The sequence below is a fragment of the Shewanella sp. HL-SH4 genome (assembly GCF_051164845.1).
GTDB classification, from domain to species: domain Bacteria; phylum Pseudomonadota; class Gammaproteobacteria; order Enterobacterales; family Shewanellaceae; genus Shewanella; species Shewanella glacialimarina.
The window spans coordinates 4,280,945-4,297,227 of sequence record NZ_CP195037.1 but is presented as its reverse complement, the minus strand read 5'-3'; the positions used below and the strand labels follow the sequence as shown (position 1 = coordinate 4,297,227).

Below are 16,283 nucleotides of genomic sequence, written 5' to 3'. Positions count from 1 at the left end.
GTTATATGTAGGTGTGGTGATAGTGGCTATTTGTGCCTAAATGGCGCTTCTTCTGTGGTTAAACTCAAATGGCCGTTGCAGTGCTCGCATGCAATGAACAACGACGCGTATTGGTCGAACCATGACGGCTTATGACAATCATCATATTGTCGCTGGGGTTTATCTTGGACTTGCCCGTGACTACCTTTACTCGAGTGTTGAACCGCTACTACGCCAGAATGTGAAACGATTTTTTTGGCGCCCGTACAAAATATTCAATGCTTTATCAGTAATCATAAGTACGCTCAACCATATTACAGCGCTAGAGAAAAGATATTATGTGACTAAGACTACACCAAGACTTTGGCCTCGTTATTAGACTCCACTAGTGATGAATGACAACTGATGTTCTGACAATGAATTCTGTTCTGACAACACCACTGGCACAGCTGCCAAATAATCTGTTTGCTTGCTTTATCTAAGCACTGAATATCGGCGGCACATAGGTGACCTTCGTTAATCAACTGTGCAATTTTATGCTCACTTAAACCAATATTAACGTTTTTCATATTCATCCCCATCTGAGTCATTAATCTATTATATGTTTTTGAGAATGATTATCAAATGCATTTGTGTAACTTTGTAATAGTTTCGTTTTTAAATTCATTTTGTTTTATTAATTCATATCTGGTCTACACTTAATCTGAATTAAAAAATAGATTCATCTTCACAATTTTCAGTAAGAGAGGTGAGCAAATGCTTTTTGATATTGGGAAGAAAAAACCTTTGTTTTCAGAAAGAACCAATAAAGACCAACCGCCATCGCTTCCACCTTGGAAAATTCTAATTGTTGACGATGAACCAGATATTCATTCAGTGACTAAACTGGCACTATCTCGGTTTAAGTTAGATGGGCGATCGCTGGTATTTATAAATGCTTACAGTGGGTTGCAAGCTAAGGAGTTGTTACAACAAGAAAATGATATTGCGATAGCATTTATCGATGTTGTGATGGAAAGTGATCATGCAGGATTAGAGTTAATTAAATGGATCCGTGAAGATTTTAAAAATCGAACCATGAGGATTATTTTACGTACTGGACAACCTGGCCAGGCACCAGAAGAAGATGTGATTGTTAATTACGATATCAATGACTATAAAGCAAAAGCTGAACTTGATGCCCGCAAGTTAATGACCAGCGTGTACTCTGCCCTGCGCTCTTATCGCGATATTATGGAAATTGAGCAAGCCAGAATATCCCAGGCACAACATCGCCAAGGTTTAGAAAGGGTTTTACAAGCAACATCTGGTTTATTTGAGCTACGTACCTTACACCGTTTTGCTGATGGATTATTGAATCAAGTGGCATCGCTACTTAATTTAAGTAATGAGACTCTTTTGTTAACATGTAACGCAATTGATGCAATTGATGCAATTAGTGGCCATGTTGACAGTAAAAGTTTTGAAATTCTTGCCGGTACGGGACGCTTTCAAGGCTGTGATGAAACTGCATTACCTGAAGATATTATCTCGTTACTCAATAAAGCATTAGATGAGAGAAAATGCCTTTATGAAAACAATTGCTTTATTGGCTATTTTCCAACCAAGTCAAGTCAGTGGATTAATATTTTATACATGGATGGCATAGATAAAATTAGTGACCTTGATAAGAAACTTGTCGATATTTTTGCTATCAATGTGGGGGTGGCATTTGAGAACTTACTATTGAATCAAGAGGTAGAAGATACGCAATCTGAGTTAATCCTGCGTCTTGGTGATGTGGTTGAAAGCCGCTCTAAAGAGGCCGCAAATCATGTTAAACGTATGGCTGAATATTGCTACGAGTTAGCACTATTGGCTGGATTATCACAAAGAGACGCAGATTTAATTAAACGCGCTTCCCCTATGCATGATGTTGGTAAAATTGCCACCCCAGATTACGTGCTGCTTAAACCCGGTAAATTGGATGGTGATGAATGGGATATTATGAAGCAACACCCTACTATTGGTTATCAAATTTTAGCTAATTCAGAACGACCTATTTTAAAAGCCGCGGCAATTATATCCTTACAACATCATGAAAAATATGACGGTTCAGGTTATCCCCAAGGTATTTCAGGCACGGATATTCATATTTTTGCTAGAATTGTGGCTATTGCTGACGTGTTTGATGCATTAGCGCATAAACGGTGCTACAAGGAAGCCTGGCCTTTAGATGAGGTATTAGCAGAAATGAGAAAGAATTCTGCCAGCCATTTTGATCCAGGCTTATTAACCTTGTTTATTGATAACATAACAATATTTGAAAGTATAAAAACACATTGGTTAGATTGTTAATTAGCTGATTTTTGTTGCGCATCAGCAAGAAAATCGAACCAAACAGAACGAGAAACACCTTCATGTTCAAATGACACGTTTGCGCGCCAAATCATATAATTGCTGCTGCAAGAACTGTATATCAATTGAGCATCAAATGATTGAGAGTTGGTCTTTTGCAAAAAGACCGGAATAATACCCATAAACATATCACGTCCTTCCACTGTCATTTTGACATCTGTGACCGGGATTGAAAATTGTATTGAAAGATCTATTGGTGATTCACTTGGTGCATTTGGCTGCTTAAATGTTAGCTGAACTTCAACATTATCAACTTTCTGATTACAAGACCCCGTATAAAAGTCGCACAAACTGGTATCGGCTTTAAAAGATGATTCAACTTCAACTTTATTGGAGTCGCATGCTATTAAAAAACATAGTGAAAATAAAAAAATACCTAAAAGTGACTTCTCTAGCACAATATTTAACCTAATTATTCAAATTGATAACATTATCTTTCAGACATTGATCTAGATCAAGATTCTACACTCGAGTTAAGTTTCTTTTTTGATCTAGCTCAAGTATCATTGCACCACCACGCGTTTGATAGCTATTTCGCGTGTCAACACCTTGACAGTACTTGATAAACAAGACAGTAAGTCTTATTTAAGCAGATATTGTCTAATCAACCGGTAAAGTCTAACTTTGCCAATAAGTAATAAGCCGTGGAAGCATTATGATGAACCATTCCCAGTCTACAGGCGCTGATTACAATTACACTATTGTCCGCCAATTTGCCTTAACCACAGTTTTGTGGGGTATTGTTGGTATGTCAGTAGGTGTATTGATTGCTGCTCAGTTAATCTGGCCGCAACTGAACTTCGACACGCCTTGGTTAACGTATAGTCGTTTACGACCACTACACACCAATGCCGTAATTTTCGCGTTCGGTACTTCAGCTCTTTTCGCTACATCCTACTATGTTGTACAACGTACCTGTCAAACCCGTTTATTTGCGCCTAAATTAGCCGCATTTACTTTCTGGGGTTGGCAATTAATTATTCTATCTGCTGCGATAACATTACCTATGGGTTTCACCCAGGGTAAAGAGTATGCTGAATTAGAGTGGCCTATTGATATCGCGATTACCATTGTTTGGGTATCTTATGCGATAGTCTTTTTTGGCACTATTGTTAAAAGAACGACCTCGCACATTTATGTGGCGAACTGGTTCTTTGGCGCATTCATCATAACGGTTGCGGTGTTACACATTGTTAACTCAATGGCGGTTCCTGTGAGTCTGACTAAGTCATACTCAATTTACTCAGGAGCAGTAGATGCAATGGTGCAATGGTGGTATGGCCATAATGCGGTTGGTTTCTTATTAACAGCGGGTTTCCTTGGTATGATGTATTACTTCGTACCTAAGCAAGCTGGGCGTCCTGTTTATTCATATCGCTTATCAATCGTTCATTTTTGGGCTTTGATAGCATTGTATATTTGGGCCGGTCCTCACCACTTACATTACACCGCTTTACCTGACTGGACTCAGTCTTTAGGTATGGTGATGTCGTTAATTTTGTTCGCACCTTCTTGGGGCGGAATGATTAACGGTATTATGACGTTATCAGGTGCATGGCATAAACTGCGTACTGATCCCGTGCTTCGTTTCCTTGTTGTGTCATTATCTTTCTATGGTATGTCTACCTTTGAAGGCCCAATGATGGCAATTAAAACCGTTAATGCGTTATCTCATTATACCGACTGGACTGTAGGTCACGTTCACTCTGGTGCATTGGGCTGGGTAGCAATGGTTTCTATCGGTTCTTTATATCATTTAATACCTGTGTTATTTAGCCACGGTCGTATGTACAGCACTAATTTAGTCAACGTGCATTTCTGGCTAGCAACAATTGGTACTGTGTTATATATCGTTTCTATGTGGATTTCTGGTGTGATGCAAGGTCTGATGTGGCGTGCAGTTAACTCTGACGGTACATTGACTTATAGCTTTGTTGAAAGCTTAGAAGCATCTTATCCTTTCTACTTCGTTCGCTTTATTGGTGGTGTATTCTTCTTAACAGGTATGTTCATTATGGCATACAACGTAATACGTACTGTTAAAGCACCTAAAGATTCATTGCCAGCACTTGCTGAAGCAAAAGCATAAGGAGCAGATACGATGAAATTTAGTCATGAGTTAATTGAAAAAAATGTCGGTTTGCTCGGTATATTTACTGTTATCGCCATTAGTTTTGGTGGTTTAGTGCAAATTACCCCGCTTATCTTTCAAAAAGATACCACTGAGCCAGTAGAAGGATTAATTCCTTATACTGCATTACAGATTGAAGGTCGCGATATATACGTTCGTGAAGGTTGTTATAACTGTCACAGCCAAATGATCCGTCCTTTACGTGCCGAAACTGAGCGTTACGGTCACTATTCTGTTGCTGGTGAATCTGTTTGGGATCACCCTTTCCAATGGGGTTCTAAACGTACAGGTCCTGATCTTGCACGTGTTGGTGGTCGTTATAGCGACAAATGGCATGAAGTGCATTTAATCAATCCTCGCGATGTGGTACCTCAGTCAAATATGCCAGGTTTTCCTTGGCTTATGGACAATATCTTAGACGGTAAGTTGACCCAGAAGAAAATGGAAATTTTAAGTAATTTTCATCCTGAAGATAAACTTTACACCGAAGAAGAACTGGCCGGTGCTCAAAAAGCGGTTGAAGGCAAAACAGAAATGGATGCACTAATCGCATACTTACAGTCTTTGGGTCACGCACTCAAGTAGGAGGTAATGATGGATTACGGCACTTTTCAAGGCATTTTAACCATTATTGTAATGGTGACGTTTGTGGGTATTTTTTTCTGGGCATACAGTAAGCACAGCAAGTCGAAATTTGACGAAGCGGCTAACTTAGTATTCGCAGATGATGAAAAACCAACAAAGTCGCAAGACTCAGGAGAGCAGAAGTAATGATTATGAGTAACTTCTGGAGTATTTGGATTACCGTACTCACACTAATCGTGATTGCAGGCTGTTTTTTCATCCTTCGTAAAATGTCGCAAAATAATACCGGCATTGAAGAAGGCGAATCAATGGGCCATAGTTTCGATGGTATTGAAGAGCTCAATAACCCACTACCTAAGTGGTGGGCTTATATGTTCTATATTACTATCGTTTTTGGTCTGATTTATTTAGCCATGTACCCAGGACTTGGTAACTATAAAGGCCTATTTGGCTGGACCAGTTCAAACCAAAGCATTGGTACAGAACAAGGTATAAAAATTGATTCTGCCGCTGCGTTGGAAGCTGCAAAAGCTGAAAATCGTTTATCTCAGTATGACCGTGAAGTGGCACATGCTGACGAAAAATACGGCCCAATTTTTGATGCCTATTTAGCGACACCTTTAGAAGAGCTAGTAAAAAATGAAGAAGCACTGAAAGTTGGTGGTCGTCTATTTTTACAAAACTGTTCGCAATGTCATGGTTCAGATGCCCGTGGTTCAAAGGGCTTCCCTAACCTTACAGATAAAGACTGGCTGTATGGCGGTGAATTAACAGACATTAAGACTACATTGATGAATGGTCGTAATGGCATGATGCCCCCTAAAGGTGGTTTACCCATTGAAGAAAGCGAGTTTAAAGGCTTAGCTGAATATGTGGTTAAGCTGTCTGGTGGTGAACATGATGAAACACTTGCTGCGCAAGGCCAAGGCTCATTTATGAAAGGCTGTTTTGCTTGTCATGGCATGGACGGTGGCGGTAATAAGTTCATCGGTGCGCCTAACTTAACCGACAACATTTGGTTATATGGCAGTAGTCGTGGTGATATTATTCATACGTTGCAATACGGTCGTGCCGGTGTGATGCCAGCATGGAAAGATATATTAGGTGAAGAGAAAGTTCACGTAATAACTGCTTACGTATATAGTTTATCAAACAAATAGTTACATAACTGTAATAGTGAAGGCCTCGTCTCAAACGAGGCCTTTTTTTTAAGTGATAATTAAGCAGTTAACCTGTAAAATAACGTAACAGAAATAATACTAAATTAGGAATTTCCATGTCAGATATTGAACCCTGGTATAAGCAGTTTTGGCCCTGGTTTTTAATCATATTGCCACTTTGTGCCGTTATTGCCAGCTTTAACTTATTGTATATCGCCTTAGATAACTCTGACTCATTAGTGGCAGAAGAATACTACAAAGAAGGCAAAGCCATTAACCAAGATTTACGTAAAATAAACCATGCAAAAAAAATTGGCATGCAGTATTTAGCGAAAATTAATAACAATATGATTGAGATAACCCAGCACGGAGGCCCCGCCTATACAGCTGCTTTGAGTATCAATTTTTATCACAGAACGCTTGAAACACAAGATATTGATTTAAAAGTGACTGCTGATGGTTTAGGTATTTATCGGATCCCGCTAGATGAGTCTATTATGGGCCCTTGGGAAATTCGTATTGAAGGTTTTGATGCTACATGGCGCATTCAGCAACGTATAGATATAACAGATAACGTTGAGTATTGGTTAAACTAACCCGAGCTGTGCCTAATGACATCATGTTTTCATTGTAATGAACCGGTTTTAACCGCAGATAAATTCACCACAATCATTGATGGGCAAGTACAACTAATGTGCTGCCCTGGTTGTCAGGCCGTTTCTCAAGCTATTATCGATGCAGGATTAACTAACTATTATCGATTTAGAAGTGAGCCAGGCAATAAGCAAAGTGCGCTCATTCCCGAGGGATTAAATCAATTCAGTGCTTATGATTTACCCGAAGTACAGCAGGATTTAGTACACCAACAGGGTACCCTTAAAAGCCTATCTTTATCTATTGATGGTATAACATGCGCTGCGTGTGCCTGGCTAATTGAGCATAAAGTTAAAACCTTATCAGGTGTTGCCAGCATTAATGTTAACTCAACCACTCAACGCGCCATAGTAACTTGGCATGCAGGCGATGTTGAGTTAAGTCACATACTAAAACAAATCAGCGACATTGGTTATCAGGCGGCACCTTATCAAGTTGATGACCAAGAAAAACTCAGTAAAGCAGAAAGCAGAAAATTTTTGCTGCGTTTAGGTTTAGCGGGTTTTGCAACCATGCAGGTCATGATGTTTGCCCTCGCCTTATATTCAGGCTATTTTTCAGCTTTAGATGTGGAACTTAGGGATTACTTTCGCTGGGTAAGCATGATATTTGCCGCTCCGGTAGTATTCTACTCTGCACAGCCTTTTTATTTTAGCGCTATTCGCAGCCTACTGTTAGGTAAATTGAACATGGACTTATCTGTGTCCATTGCCATTGCAGGTGCTTATATAGCAAGTTGCATTGCAACGGTTAATGGTAATGGCGAAGTGTATTTTGAATCCGTCTCTATGTTTACTTTCTTTTTGTTATTGGGGCGCTACTTCGAGCAGCAAGCAAAACAAAAAGCATCTGTTAGCTCAAGTAACTTACATAAGCTGGTACCTGTCACTGCACATGTTATGCAAGATGGACAAGCAATAGAGGTTGCAGCAAAAAGACTTAAAGTGGGCGATATTATATTAGTCCGCCCTGGCGATATTGTTGCGGCAGACGGTATCATTACTAAAGGTTTATCAAGTCTTAATGAATCTATGCTCACAGGTGAGCAAATGCCGGTGTTAAAGCAAGCTAATCAGCAGGTTTATGCAGGAACAATAAATATTGACCAGCCAATTGAAGTTGAAGTGACTGCATTAGGCCAAGATCAATTAGTTGCTGAAATTATTCGATTACAAGAGTTTGCCTCTAATAATAAGCCTAACATTGCCTTATTAGCAGATAGATTAGCCCGCTATTTTTCGGCCACTATTTTAACTATTGCTACCCTCACCTATTTTATTTGGCTACAAATTTCGCCTGAAGATGCATTTTGGGTGACCCTATCTGTTTTAGTGGCTACTTGCCCATGTGCACTTGCGCTCGCCACGCCAACAGCAGTGACCTGTGCCACAGCAATTTTTACTAAATTAGGTATTATTACTCGAAAGTCCGGTGTATTTGAAAAACTGCCTAACATCAATCATGTTGTATTTGATAAAACAGGCACATTGACATGCGGTAAACTGTCGCTGGGCTCTGTGCAATTATTTGCTGATATTGATCAAAGCAGTGCCTTATCTTTAGCGGCTACATTAGAGCAAGGTTCATTGCACCCTATTGCGCAGGTGTTTATCCCTTACCACGATATTAATCAGGTTATTGATGACATACGTCATGAAGTAGGCCAAGGTGTACAAGGGTATTTAAAAGGTAAGCTCGTTAAGTTAGGGTCATTAGCTTTTTGTTTACAAGAAACTGAACATCTGCCTAATCATAAAAGTGTTGAGCATCAACATGTGTATTTAAGTATTGCTAATGTGTTAGTGGCGTCATTTGAATTAAACGATGACATTAGGCCTGACAGTCAAAAAGTGATTCAAACGTTAAAAGATCAATCTATTGGGATAAGTATGGCGACAGGAGACAGTTCAGGTCATGCTAACTTCTTAGCCAAGCAGCTTAGTATTACTGATGTGCACTCAGGACTGAGCCCACAATCAAAGTTAGATTTAATTAACCAGTTACAGCAAACCAAACAAGTTGCCATGTTTGGTGATGGAATAAATGATGCTCCGGTTTTAGCTGGAGCGAATATTTCGGTTGCAATGGGAAGTGGCAGCGCAATAGCCAAAAACAGTGCCGATCTAATCTTGCTTGGCGACCACCTCTCCCGTTTCAATGACGCTATTACAGTATCAAAATATACCAATCGAATTATTAAACAAAACTTAGCGTGGGCTTTTGGATATAATGTGATTATTTTACCGCTTGCGGTCACCGGTCATGTGGTGCCTTATATTGCCGCTATCGGTATGTCGGTGAGTTCTATCATTGTTGTTAGTAACAGTTTACGACTGCTAAGGCTTAAATTATGACTATTATTTATGTATTAATCCCGATTGCAATGGTATTTGTATTAATCGCAGTGGGGGTATTTTTCTGGGCCGTTAAAAGTGAACAATTTGATGATCTGGACAGACAAAGCGTGTCGATTTTATTTGATGATGATAATCAGCAACAAGCTAAACAGCTCTCACATTCCGATAACGTCAAACATAAAGACAGTGATGAAAAGCCAGAGACTCCTTTGTGATTGAATTTAACTTTGTTGGTGCATTTCTAGTTGGTTTAATGGGCGCGGCACATTGCTTTGGCATGTGTGGTGGCTTGATAGGCGCCTTTTCAGCTAACCTTCCTAATCGTGCAGGTAATCAGCTGGCGAATCAATTAAGTTTTTTGCTTAGTTATAATCTTGGCCGCATCACAAGCTATACCATTGCAGGAAGTATTGTCGGCGGTAGCACTGCAGCACTTGGCGCAATGTTTGCGGTCGACGACTACCTTTTATATTTACGCTTTTTTGCCGGTATTATGATGATTATTACCGGTTTATACATTGCTCAAATTTGGTTTGGTATTGTTTATATTGAAAAAATAGGTAAAAGTTTATGGGCGGTAATACAACCTTTAACAAAGAAGGTTCTTCCTATTCAGCACCCTAGCCAAGCCATTCTTGCGGGTATGGTTTGGGGCTGGTTACCCTGTGGTTTAGTTTACAGTACGTTGACTTGGTCAGTGGCTTCAGGCAGTGCACTTCAAGGTGGGCTTATTATGCTAGCTTTTGGCTTAGGCACCCTACCTGCATTGTTAACTGCAGGACTTGCAGCAAAAAAGTTAGCAAATTGGGTACAGAGAAAATCGGTAAGAATCATAAGTGGCTTATTACTGATTGGTTTTGGTTTACAGACTATCTACGTCGCTATTTATCAACTTTAGTGGCTGGCCAATTTGATTTAGTTTACCATGATATTGTTGATATGATTTAGGAACCATTATGCCAAGTGATCAAAACAAAGTTCGTCGTCCAAATTCTGGAGGTAATGCTATTCATTGTCATGACTGTAGCATGTCGACACTTTGCATTCCTTTCACATTGAATGATTCAGAACTCGATAAACTGGATAATATTATCGAACGTAAAAAACCGGTTCAAAAAGGCGACCAAATTTTTAAATCCGGCGACAACTTACGGGCGCTATACGCTATTCGCTCCGGTACAATTAAAAGCTATACGATTACCGAACAAGGTGACGAACAAATTACCGGTTTTCATCTAGCGGGTGACGTTATTGGGTTTGATGGCATTCACTCGCAAATTCATCAAAGTTTTGCTCAAGCATTAGAAACATCTATGGTATGTGAAATTCCTTACGATACCTTAGATGAACTGTCAGGTGTTATGCCCAAATTACGCCAACAAATTATGCGTTTAATGAGCAGTGAAATCATGAGCGATCAAGAAATGATTTTATTATTATCCAAGAAAAATGCTGAAGAACGTCTTGCGGCCTTTATTAATAATTTAGCCAATCGTTTTGGTAGTCGTGGTTTTTCACCTAAAGAATTTAGACTCACCATGACTCGTGGTGATATTGGTAATTATCTGGGTTTAACGGTTGAAACAATAAGCCGTTTATTAGGCCGTTTTCAAAAATCCGGTCTCATTGAAGTTAATGGTAAATACATTTCAATAGTGGATCATCAAGCATTAGGATTGCTGGCAGGACATGCGCGGATCGCCACTTAATGATGATTATTTGATCTAGTTCAAGTTATGTTAATGAGTAAAAGGTGATACTAATATATATTACTAACTCACTAAATTTAAAGGCTTTGGAGGTTATATGAAGGAATATAAAAAAATACTGGTTATTATTAACCCTACAACAGACCATCAAGCAGCACTAGACAGAGCCATTGAGCTAGCCTCAAAAAGCCAAGCTAAGATTACCGCTTTCTTATCTATTTTTGATTTCTCCTACGAAATGACTTCAATACTGTCAGCCCAAGAGAGAGAAGCCATGCGACAAGGTGTTATTGACCAACGCACCGCATGGTTAAATGAGCTAATTTTACAAACAAACAATCCTGATATTATTGATTGTCAGGTTGTTTGGCATAACCGCCCTTTCGAATCTGTCATTAATCATGCTATTGCTGGGGATTACGACTTAATTGTTAAAAGCACACACGCACATGACAAACTGAAGGCGGTTATTTTTACCCCGACAGATTGGCATCTTATGCGTAAAGCCCCGCAACCGGTATTAATGGTAAAAGAACACGCTTGGCCAGTTGCAGGAAAAATCCTCTGTGCCGTTAATGTCGCATCAGAAGATGAAGATCAGCAAAATTTAAACGGCAAGATTATCCGTTATGCACAAGACTTAGCGGTTAAGTTTTCCGCCGAAGTTCATCTGGTCAATGGCTATCCCGGTACGCCGGTTAACCTTGCTATTGAACTACCAGACTTTGATGCCAATGCCTATAACGACAGTGTTAGAGTCCAGCATGAAGAACGTGTTCGCTATATTGCCCAAGAATACAATATTGATTATGAAAATTGTCATGTTGAAGAAGGATTACCAGAGGATGTTATTCCAGAACTTGCTGAAAAACTGGATGCTGAATTAGTTATTTTAGGCACAGTTGGCCGTACTGGTTTTTCAGCCGCATTAATAGGTAATACTGCTGAACATGTTATTGATAGCTTAAATTGTGATTTATTAGCGCTCAAACCCGACGGTTACAAATCACCTTTAGCTGAATAACTCAGGCTATCTTTGAGTTCTACTTTACCCAGTAAGATATTACTGGAATAATACGCGCCCTGAAACACACAGTTACTGGGCGCATTTTTATGTCTGAAGTAGAACAACTCGATCAAGTTAAACAAAATATCACCCGTATGACCAAGCTGGAAAAACGCTTACGTAGCGAAGTTGGTAGTGCAATTGCCGACTACAACATGATTGAAGATGGTGATTTAGTTATGTGCTGCTTATCTGGCGGTAAAGACAGTTATGCCATGCTTGATATCTTAATTAAGCTTCAGAAACGAGCGCCAATTTCATTCAATATTGTTGCCGTCAATCTTGACCAAAAACAGCCCGGTTACCCAGAACATGTTTTACCTGCCTATTTGGACAAGCTAGGCATTGCGTATCACATTCTAGAAAAAGACACCTACTCTATCGTTAAAGATAAAATACCTGAAGGTAAAACCACCTGCTCTTTATGTTCTCGACTACGTCGTGGTACTTTGTATGGCTTTGCCCAGCGTATTGGCGCGACTAAAATTGCCCTGGGACATCATAGGGACGACATCATAGAAACATTATTTTTAAATATGTTCTATGGTGGAAGAATGAAAGCAATGCCACCTAAGTTACTTTCTGATGACGGTGCTAACATGGTGATTAGGCCTTTGGCGTACAGTCGTGAAAAAGATATCGCGGAATATGCAACTTTAAAAGAGTTTCCAATTATTCCGTGTAATCTATGTGGCTCACAGGAAAACTTAAAGCGCGGTGCGATAAAAGATATGCTTAACCTTTGGGATAAACAGTATCCAGGTAGAATTGAAACTATCTTTACCGCTATGCAAAATACTGCGCCGTCCCAAGGTGTTGATCGCGACCAATTTGATTTTCTAAGTTTACAACGCGATGCTGACGCCCCATTAAAAGGGGATGTTGCTGAGTCTGACTTACCCGCGTTTGATTTTCTAGATATTAGCAACAATGGGCATATCGATCTTGATGCTGCACAACGCATTGATATTGTGACGACATTTAAACCATAAAAAATATTCACTTAATAAAAAGCCCTGTGAGTTCAGGGCTTTTTGTTTTTCTGATCTATGTTGCGTGCAATGATAGTCAGCTATATCCCATTGACCTGGCAATTCAATTCGGCACCTATAAAAATAGCTAAACCATCATTATATTAATTAACCCAGGGGCTCACTACGCTTGGCTTTTCTGAAAAAGTTAAATGTATCAAGGATGCGATCTTTTCACTGCTTAAGGTAAAGTGTTCATTGATCTGCTGAGTTTCGCCGTTCAACGTCATAATGATGGGTTTATCATTTGCAAACTCAAATGTTAAACCAGACAGTGGTTTTCTAAAGTACTTCATTGGAAAACCTTGTAAAGAATCAAGCAGACCATTCATGTCATTTAACACTAATTGCAATTGATTATTGCGATATTCGCTAAGAGCTTCACGTGCTCTAACCTGCATTGCTATACCGCACTGACTAGAGTCACCCTGCACTTCAATATTAATTAGGCCGCGATTTGACTTTAAATCTTCATTGAATGGAATATATATACGCTGCTCTTGAGTATACGTTAGCGGAAATGATTGCGACTCAGTAGTAATATTTCCTGAAATAATTTTACAATTATCTGATTTTGGAACACTAAATGCTAATTCAACATTCGGATAACTGCCTTTATTAACCCGCTTAAGTGGATTATAAAAACTATTATATTCTAACGAAACGGTGTCTGACATCACATTAAAGGCACTAAATGAACATAATGTGATCCCCAAAACAACTAACTTGCGCAACAACATATCAATAATCCTGTTTGGACAATAAACACCTATCAAATATGGTATAAAACGCATGTTTATAGCGTGTCTTGTCGTAATGTATAATACAATCAATGAAAGCTTATTCTATCACACTCAATTGGTTAATTTCTCATGGAAAGAGACAAGTAATTATATGTTAAATCAACGTTTATCAAGCTATAACAAAGTCGTTGCTATCGGTGGCGGTCATGGATTGGGTCGCGTCCTTGCCTCGTTATCTTTTTTAGGTAATCGATTAACCGGCATTGTTGCCACAACAGATAATGGTGGTTCTACAGGACGTTTAAGACAAGACCAACAGACTATTGCATGGGGCGACTTACGAAATTGTCTGTCTCATTTAACCCCTCGCCCTTCATTAAGTGCCTGTCTTTTTGATCACCGTTTTACCGGCACCAATGAATTAAGTGGTCATAACTTAGGTAATGTTATTTTGCATGCCCTTGACCAACTTTGTGTTCGACCATTAGATGCGGTCAATTTAGTGCGTACCATACTTAAGATAAATACCTCTATTATTCCTATGTCCGAAGCGTCGACACATTTAACGGCAATAATGGGTTGTGGTAAAAAGGTCATTGGAGAGCTTAATGTAGATGAAATGATAGAGGCACCTGTAGCATTAAGTTTAGAGCCGCAAGTTGAGGCTACCATTGAAGCATGCTTAGCTATTAAAGATGCTGATTTGATTATTCTCGGGCCTGGGAGCTTTTTGACCAGTATTCTGCCCCCTTATTACTGCCAAAAGTTACCGAATATATTAGAGCATCGCAGGCTAAAGTCATTTTTATTGATAATTTAACGGATGAATATTCGGTAGCAAATCAATTTAGTATTGAAGAGAAAATTGGTTGGGTTAATCAAATTGTAGGCAAGGATATCATCAGTGATGTGATCCAACATTGTGATATAAAATCACCTGCTGTTACCACTAAAGTCTGTTCAGGCACTAAGGTTAACTTTCATCAGTTTAGTTTAGTCAGTTCACATCACAAAGGTTTACACGATATACTAGCTTTAGGAGATGCTATTTGTAGTGTTAGTAGATTTAAAGCATTAAAAAGGACTGCTTAGCAATCCCTTTCGTTTCATAACCCTATCGCGAAATTATTGGGTGTTATAAAACCTGTGCAATGGCTCGACATACTGAAGGCATGTTATCTTTGGTCAGTCCCGCAACACTGATACGACCCGAACCCACAATATAAATAGCAAATTCTTCACGTAGTCGATTGACTTGTTCTTTGCTTAAACCTGAAAAGCTAAACATACCATTTTGACGTGAAATAAAGCTAAAGTCCTGGGTCACCCCTTCAGCCTTTAAGCTCTCAACAAATAGTAGACGCATTTCTCCAATACGCACTCTCATCGCAGTTAACTCACTTTCCCACTCTTGACGTAAGTCAGCATCGGTCAAAATAGTGCTAACGATCAAACCACCGTGTGCAGGAGGGTTTGAATAGTTTGCACGAATAGTTCTTTTAATTTGGCTAAAACTGCGAGCTGCAGTAGCTTGATCCTGCGCGACTAATGTCACAGCACCAATACGTTCATTATACAATCCAAAGTTCTTTGAAAATGAATTAGCCACTAGTAACTCTGGCACAACAGCAGCAACGGCACGTAAGCCTTGCGCATCTTCCTCAATACCAGTACCAAAACCTTGGTATGCAAAATCAAATAAAGGTAATAATTCTTGTTCAAGACAAAGCTGTGCTATGACTTTCCACTGTTCAATGTTTAAATCAATACCTGTTGGGTTGTGACAACAACCGTGTAATAAAACGATGTCACCTTGTGCTGCTTCAGATAAGTCAGCAACCATAGCATCAAAATCCATGTCATGGGTTTCAGCTACATAATATTGATATTGCTTAACCGTCAAGCCGGCTGTTTCGAAAATATTTTGATGATTTGCCCAGGTTGGATTACTGACCCAAATGGTTTTAGATGTGGTGTTAGTTGATAAAAATTCAGCAGCAACACGTAATGCGCCTGTTCCACCCGGTGCTTGAGCGGTAACAACACGGTTATTAGTAACAAGTGAGCTGTTTTCACCAAACAATAATGTTTGCACTACTTTGTTGTAAGCCTCTACACCTTCTATTCCAAGGTAGTTTTTACTTTTCTCTACTTCTAAAAGCTTAGCTTCTGCTTTTTTTACCGATGTGAGTACTGGGGTTTGACCAGCCTCATCTTTATAAATACCGACACCTAAGTTAACCTTATGGGCACGAGGGTCAGCTTTAAATGCATCGGTTAAACCTAAGATGGGATCAGCAGGAGCTTGGGATACTTGAGAGAAAATCATTACAACATTCCTAAAATAGTGACTTACATGATTGAGTACTGATTCGAGTACTGGGTGGTTTCGATATTTATACCACTGCTGTTCAGATCTGAGTAGTGAGATTTTTGAATGTTGAGATAAAAAACACACTTAAATGTGAATG

16 protein-coding genes and 1 pseudogene are annotated in these 16,283 nt (G+C 39.3%); 13 read left to right on the top strand and 4 right to left on the bottom strand.

What is annotated here, in order from left to right:
• Positions 1 to 329: 329 nt before the first annotated feature.
• The gene (locus tag ACRWQL_RS19900; protein WP_434951813.1) at positions 330 to 548 is read right to left on the bottom strand and encodes a hypothetical protein; all 219 of its coding nucleotides are present in this window, start codon (positions 546 to 548) and stop codon (positions 330 to 332) included.
• 187 nt (positions 549 to 735) lie between these two features.
• Between ACRWQL_RS19900 and ACRWQL_RS19895 the strand changes: the two genes are divergently transcribed.
• Complete coding sequence (locus tag ACRWQL_RS19895) at positions 736 to 2,316, top strand: DUF3369 domain-containing protein (RefSeq protein ID WP_434951811.1); 1,581 nt, start codon at positions 736 to 738, stop codon at positions 2,314 to 2,316.
• Here the strand turns inward: ACRWQL_RS19895 and ACRWQL_RS19890 are convergent.
• Positions 2,313 to 2,774 carry a hypothetical protein gene (locus ACRWQL_RS19890; RefSeq protein ID WP_434951809.1) on the bottom strand — a complete coding sequence of 154 codons (462 nt, stop codon included), beginning with the start codon at positions 2,772 to 2,774 and terminating at the stop codon, positions 2,313 to 2,315. The two genes, ACRWQL_RS19895 and ACRWQL_RS19890, sit on opposite strands and share 4 nt — an antisense overlap.
• Before the next feature lie 257 nt (positions 2,775 to 3,031).
• Between ACRWQL_RS19890 and ccoN the strand changes: the two genes are divergently transcribed.
• The 11 genes from ccoN to ttcA all read left to right on the top strand — a co-directional run bounded on the left by ccoN (position 3,032) and on the right by ttcA (position 13,030).
• Entirely contained in the window at positions 3,032 to 4,465 is a 1,434-nt protein-coding gene (ccoN, locus tag ACRWQL_RS19885; RefSeq protein ID WP_434926149.1) for a cytochrome-c oxidase, cbb3-type subunit I, read from the top strand.
• A 12-nt stretch (positions 4,466 to 4,477) separates the two neighbouring features.
• Positions 4,478 to 5,092, top strand: a complete 615-nt coding sequence (gene ccoO, locus ACRWQL_RS19880; protein ID WP_226415776.1) for a cytochrome-c oxidase, cbb3-type subunit II — start codon at positions 4,478 to 4,480, stop codon at positions 5,090 to 5,092.
• Positions 5,093 to 5,101: 9 nt separating this feature from the next.
• Complete coding sequence (locus tag ACRWQL_RS19875; RefSeq protein WP_226415775.1) at positions 5,102 to 5,278, top strand: cbb3-type cytochrome oxidase subunit 3; 177 nt, start codon at positions 5,102 to 5,104, stop codon at positions 5,276 to 5,278.
• Between the two features lie 5 nt (positions 5,279 to 5,283).
• Positions 5,284 to 6,252, top strand: coding sequence for a cytochrome-c oxidase, cbb3-type subunit III (ccoP, locus tag ACRWQL_RS19870; RefSeq protein WP_434951807.1), 969 nt, complete (start codon positions 5,284 to 5,286; stop codon positions 6,250 to 6,252).
• A 116-nt stretch (positions 6,253 to 6,368) separates the two neighbouring features.
• The gene (locus ACRWQL_RS19865; RefSeq protein WP_434951805.1) at positions 6,369 to 6,848 is read left to right on the top strand and encodes a FixH family protein; all 480 of its coding nucleotides are present in this window, start codon (positions 6,369 to 6,371) and stop codon (positions 6,846 to 6,848) included.
• 15 nt (positions 6,849 to 6,863) lie between these two features.
• Positions 6,864 to 9,260: a heavy metal translocating P-type ATPase gene (locus ACRWQL_RS19860; protein ID WP_434951803.1), complete on the top strand. Its 2,397-nt coding sequence runs from the start codon at positions 6,864 to 6,866 to the stop codon at positions 9,258 to 9,260.
• A complete protein-coding gene (gene ccoS, locus ACRWQL_RS19855) occupies positions 9,257 to 9,478 on the top strand; it encodes a cbb3-type cytochrome oxidase assembly protein CcoS (RefSeq protein WP_434951801.1) in 222 nt (73 codons plus the stop codon). Before ACRWQL_RS19860 ends, ccoS begins: the two co-directional genes overlap by 4 nt.
• Positions 9,475 to 10,161: a sulfite exporter TauE/SafE family protein gene (locus tag ACRWQL_RS19850; RefSeq protein ID WP_434951799.1), complete on the top strand. Its 687-nt coding sequence runs from the start codon at positions 9,475 to 9,477 to the stop codon at positions 10,159 to 10,161. The genes ccoS and ACRWQL_RS19850 overlap by 4 nt, the downstream gene beginning before the upstream one ends.
• 58 nt (positions 10,162 to 10,219) lie before the next feature.
• A complete protein-coding gene (gene etrA / locus ACRWQL_RS19845; RefSeq protein WP_434926155.1) occupies positions 10,220 to 10,972 on the top strand; it encodes an electron transport transcriptional regulator EtrA in 753 nt (250 codons plus the stop codon).
• A 97-nt stretch (positions 10,973 to 11,069) separates the two neighbouring features.
• Entirely contained in the window at positions 11,070 to 11,996 is a 927-nt protein-coding gene (gene uspE, locus ACRWQL_RS19840) for a universal stress protein UspE (RefSeq protein WP_434931867.1), read from the top strand.
• 89 nt (positions 11,997 to 12,085) lie between these two features.
• Positions 12,086 to 13,030, top strand: coding sequence for a tRNA 2-thiocytidine(32) synthetase TtcA (gene ttcA / locus ACRWQL_RS19835; RefSeq protein WP_434926157.1), 945 nt, complete (start codon positions 12,086 to 12,088; stop codon positions 13,028 to 13,030).
• A 143-nt stretch (positions 13,031 to 13,173) separates the two neighbouring features.
• Here ttcA and ACRWQL_RS19830 read toward each other — a convergent pair whose 3' ends face one another.
• Positions 13,174 to 13,809, bottom strand: coding sequence for a DUF2987 domain-containing protein (locus ACRWQL_RS19830; RefSeq protein ID WP_434926158.1), 636 nt, complete (start codon positions 13,807 to 13,809; stop codon positions 13,174 to 13,176).
• 154 nt (positions 13,810 to 13,963) lie between these two features.
• Here ACRWQL_RS19830 and yvcK point away from each other — a divergent pair.
• A pseudogene (gene yvcK / locus ACRWQL_RS19825) lies at positions 13,964 to 14,904 on the top strand (uridine diphosphate-N-acetylglucosamine-binding protein YvcK).
• A gap of 43 nt (positions 14,905 to 14,947) precedes the next feature.
• Here yvcK and ACRWQL_RS19820 read toward each other — a convergent pair.
• Complete coding sequence (locus ACRWQL_RS19820) at positions 14,948 to 16,141, bottom strand: amino acid aminotransferase (protein ID WP_434926160.1); 1,194 nt, start codon at positions 16,139 to 16,141, stop codon at positions 14,948 to 14,950.
• Between the last annotated feature and the right edge of the window lie 142 nt (positions 16,142 to 16,283).

Bases quoted from the DNA above. Each gene is read 5' to 3' on its own strand.
- ACRWQL_RS19900 (WP_434951813.1), bottom strand. From the start codon at position 548: ATGAAAAACGTTAATATTGGTTTAAGTGAGCATAAAATTGCACAGTTG.
- ACRWQL_RS19895 (WP_434951811.1), top strand. From the start codon at position 736: ATGCTTTTTGATATTGGGAAGAAAAAACCTTTGTTTTCAGAAAGAACC.
- ccoN (WP_434926149.1), top strand. From the start codon at position 3,032: ATGATGAACCATTCCCAGTCTACAGGCGCTGATTACAATTACACTATT.
- ccoO (WP_226415776.1), top strand. From the start codon at position 4,478: ATGAAATTTAGTCATGAGTTAATTGAAAAAAATGTCGGTTTGCTCGGT.
- ACRWQL_RS19875 (WP_226415775.1), top strand. From the start codon at position 5,102: ATGGATTACGGCACTTTTCAAGGCATTTTAACCATTATTGTAATGGTG.
- ccoP (WP_434951807.1), top strand. From the start codon at position 5,284: ATGAGTAACTTCTGGAGTATTTGGATTACCGTACTCACACTAATCGTG.
- ACRWQL_RS19865 (WP_434951805.1), top strand. From the start codon at position 6,369: ATGTCAGATATTGAACCCTGGTATAAGCAGTTTTGGCCCTGGTTTTTA.
- ACRWQL_RS19860 (WP_434951803.1), top strand. From the start codon at position 6,864: ATGACATCATGTTTTCATTGTAATGAACCGGTTTTAACCGCAGATAAA.
- ccoS (WP_434951801.1), top strand. From the start codon at position 9,257: ATGACTATTATTTATGTATTAATCCCGATTGCAATGGTATTTGTATTA.
- etrA (WP_434926155.1), top strand. From the start codon at position 10,220: ATGCCAAGTGATCAAAACAAAGTTCGTCGTCCAAATTCTGGAGGTAAT.
- uspE (WP_434931867.1), top strand. From the start codon at position 11,070: ATGAAGGAATATAAAAAAATACTGGTTATTATTAACCCTACAACAGAC.
- ttcA (WP_434926157.1), top strand. From the start codon at position 12,086: ATGTCTGAAGTAGAACAACTCGATCAAGTTAAACAAAATATCACCCGT.
- ACRWQL_RS19830 (WP_434926158.1), bottom strand. From the start codon at position 13,809: ATGTTGTTGCGCAAGTTAGTTGTTTTGGGGATCACATTATGTTCATTT.
- ACRWQL_RS19820 (WP_434926160.1), bottom strand. From the start codon at position 16,141: ATGATTTTCTCTCAAGTATCCCAAGCTCCTGCTGATCCCATCTTAGGT.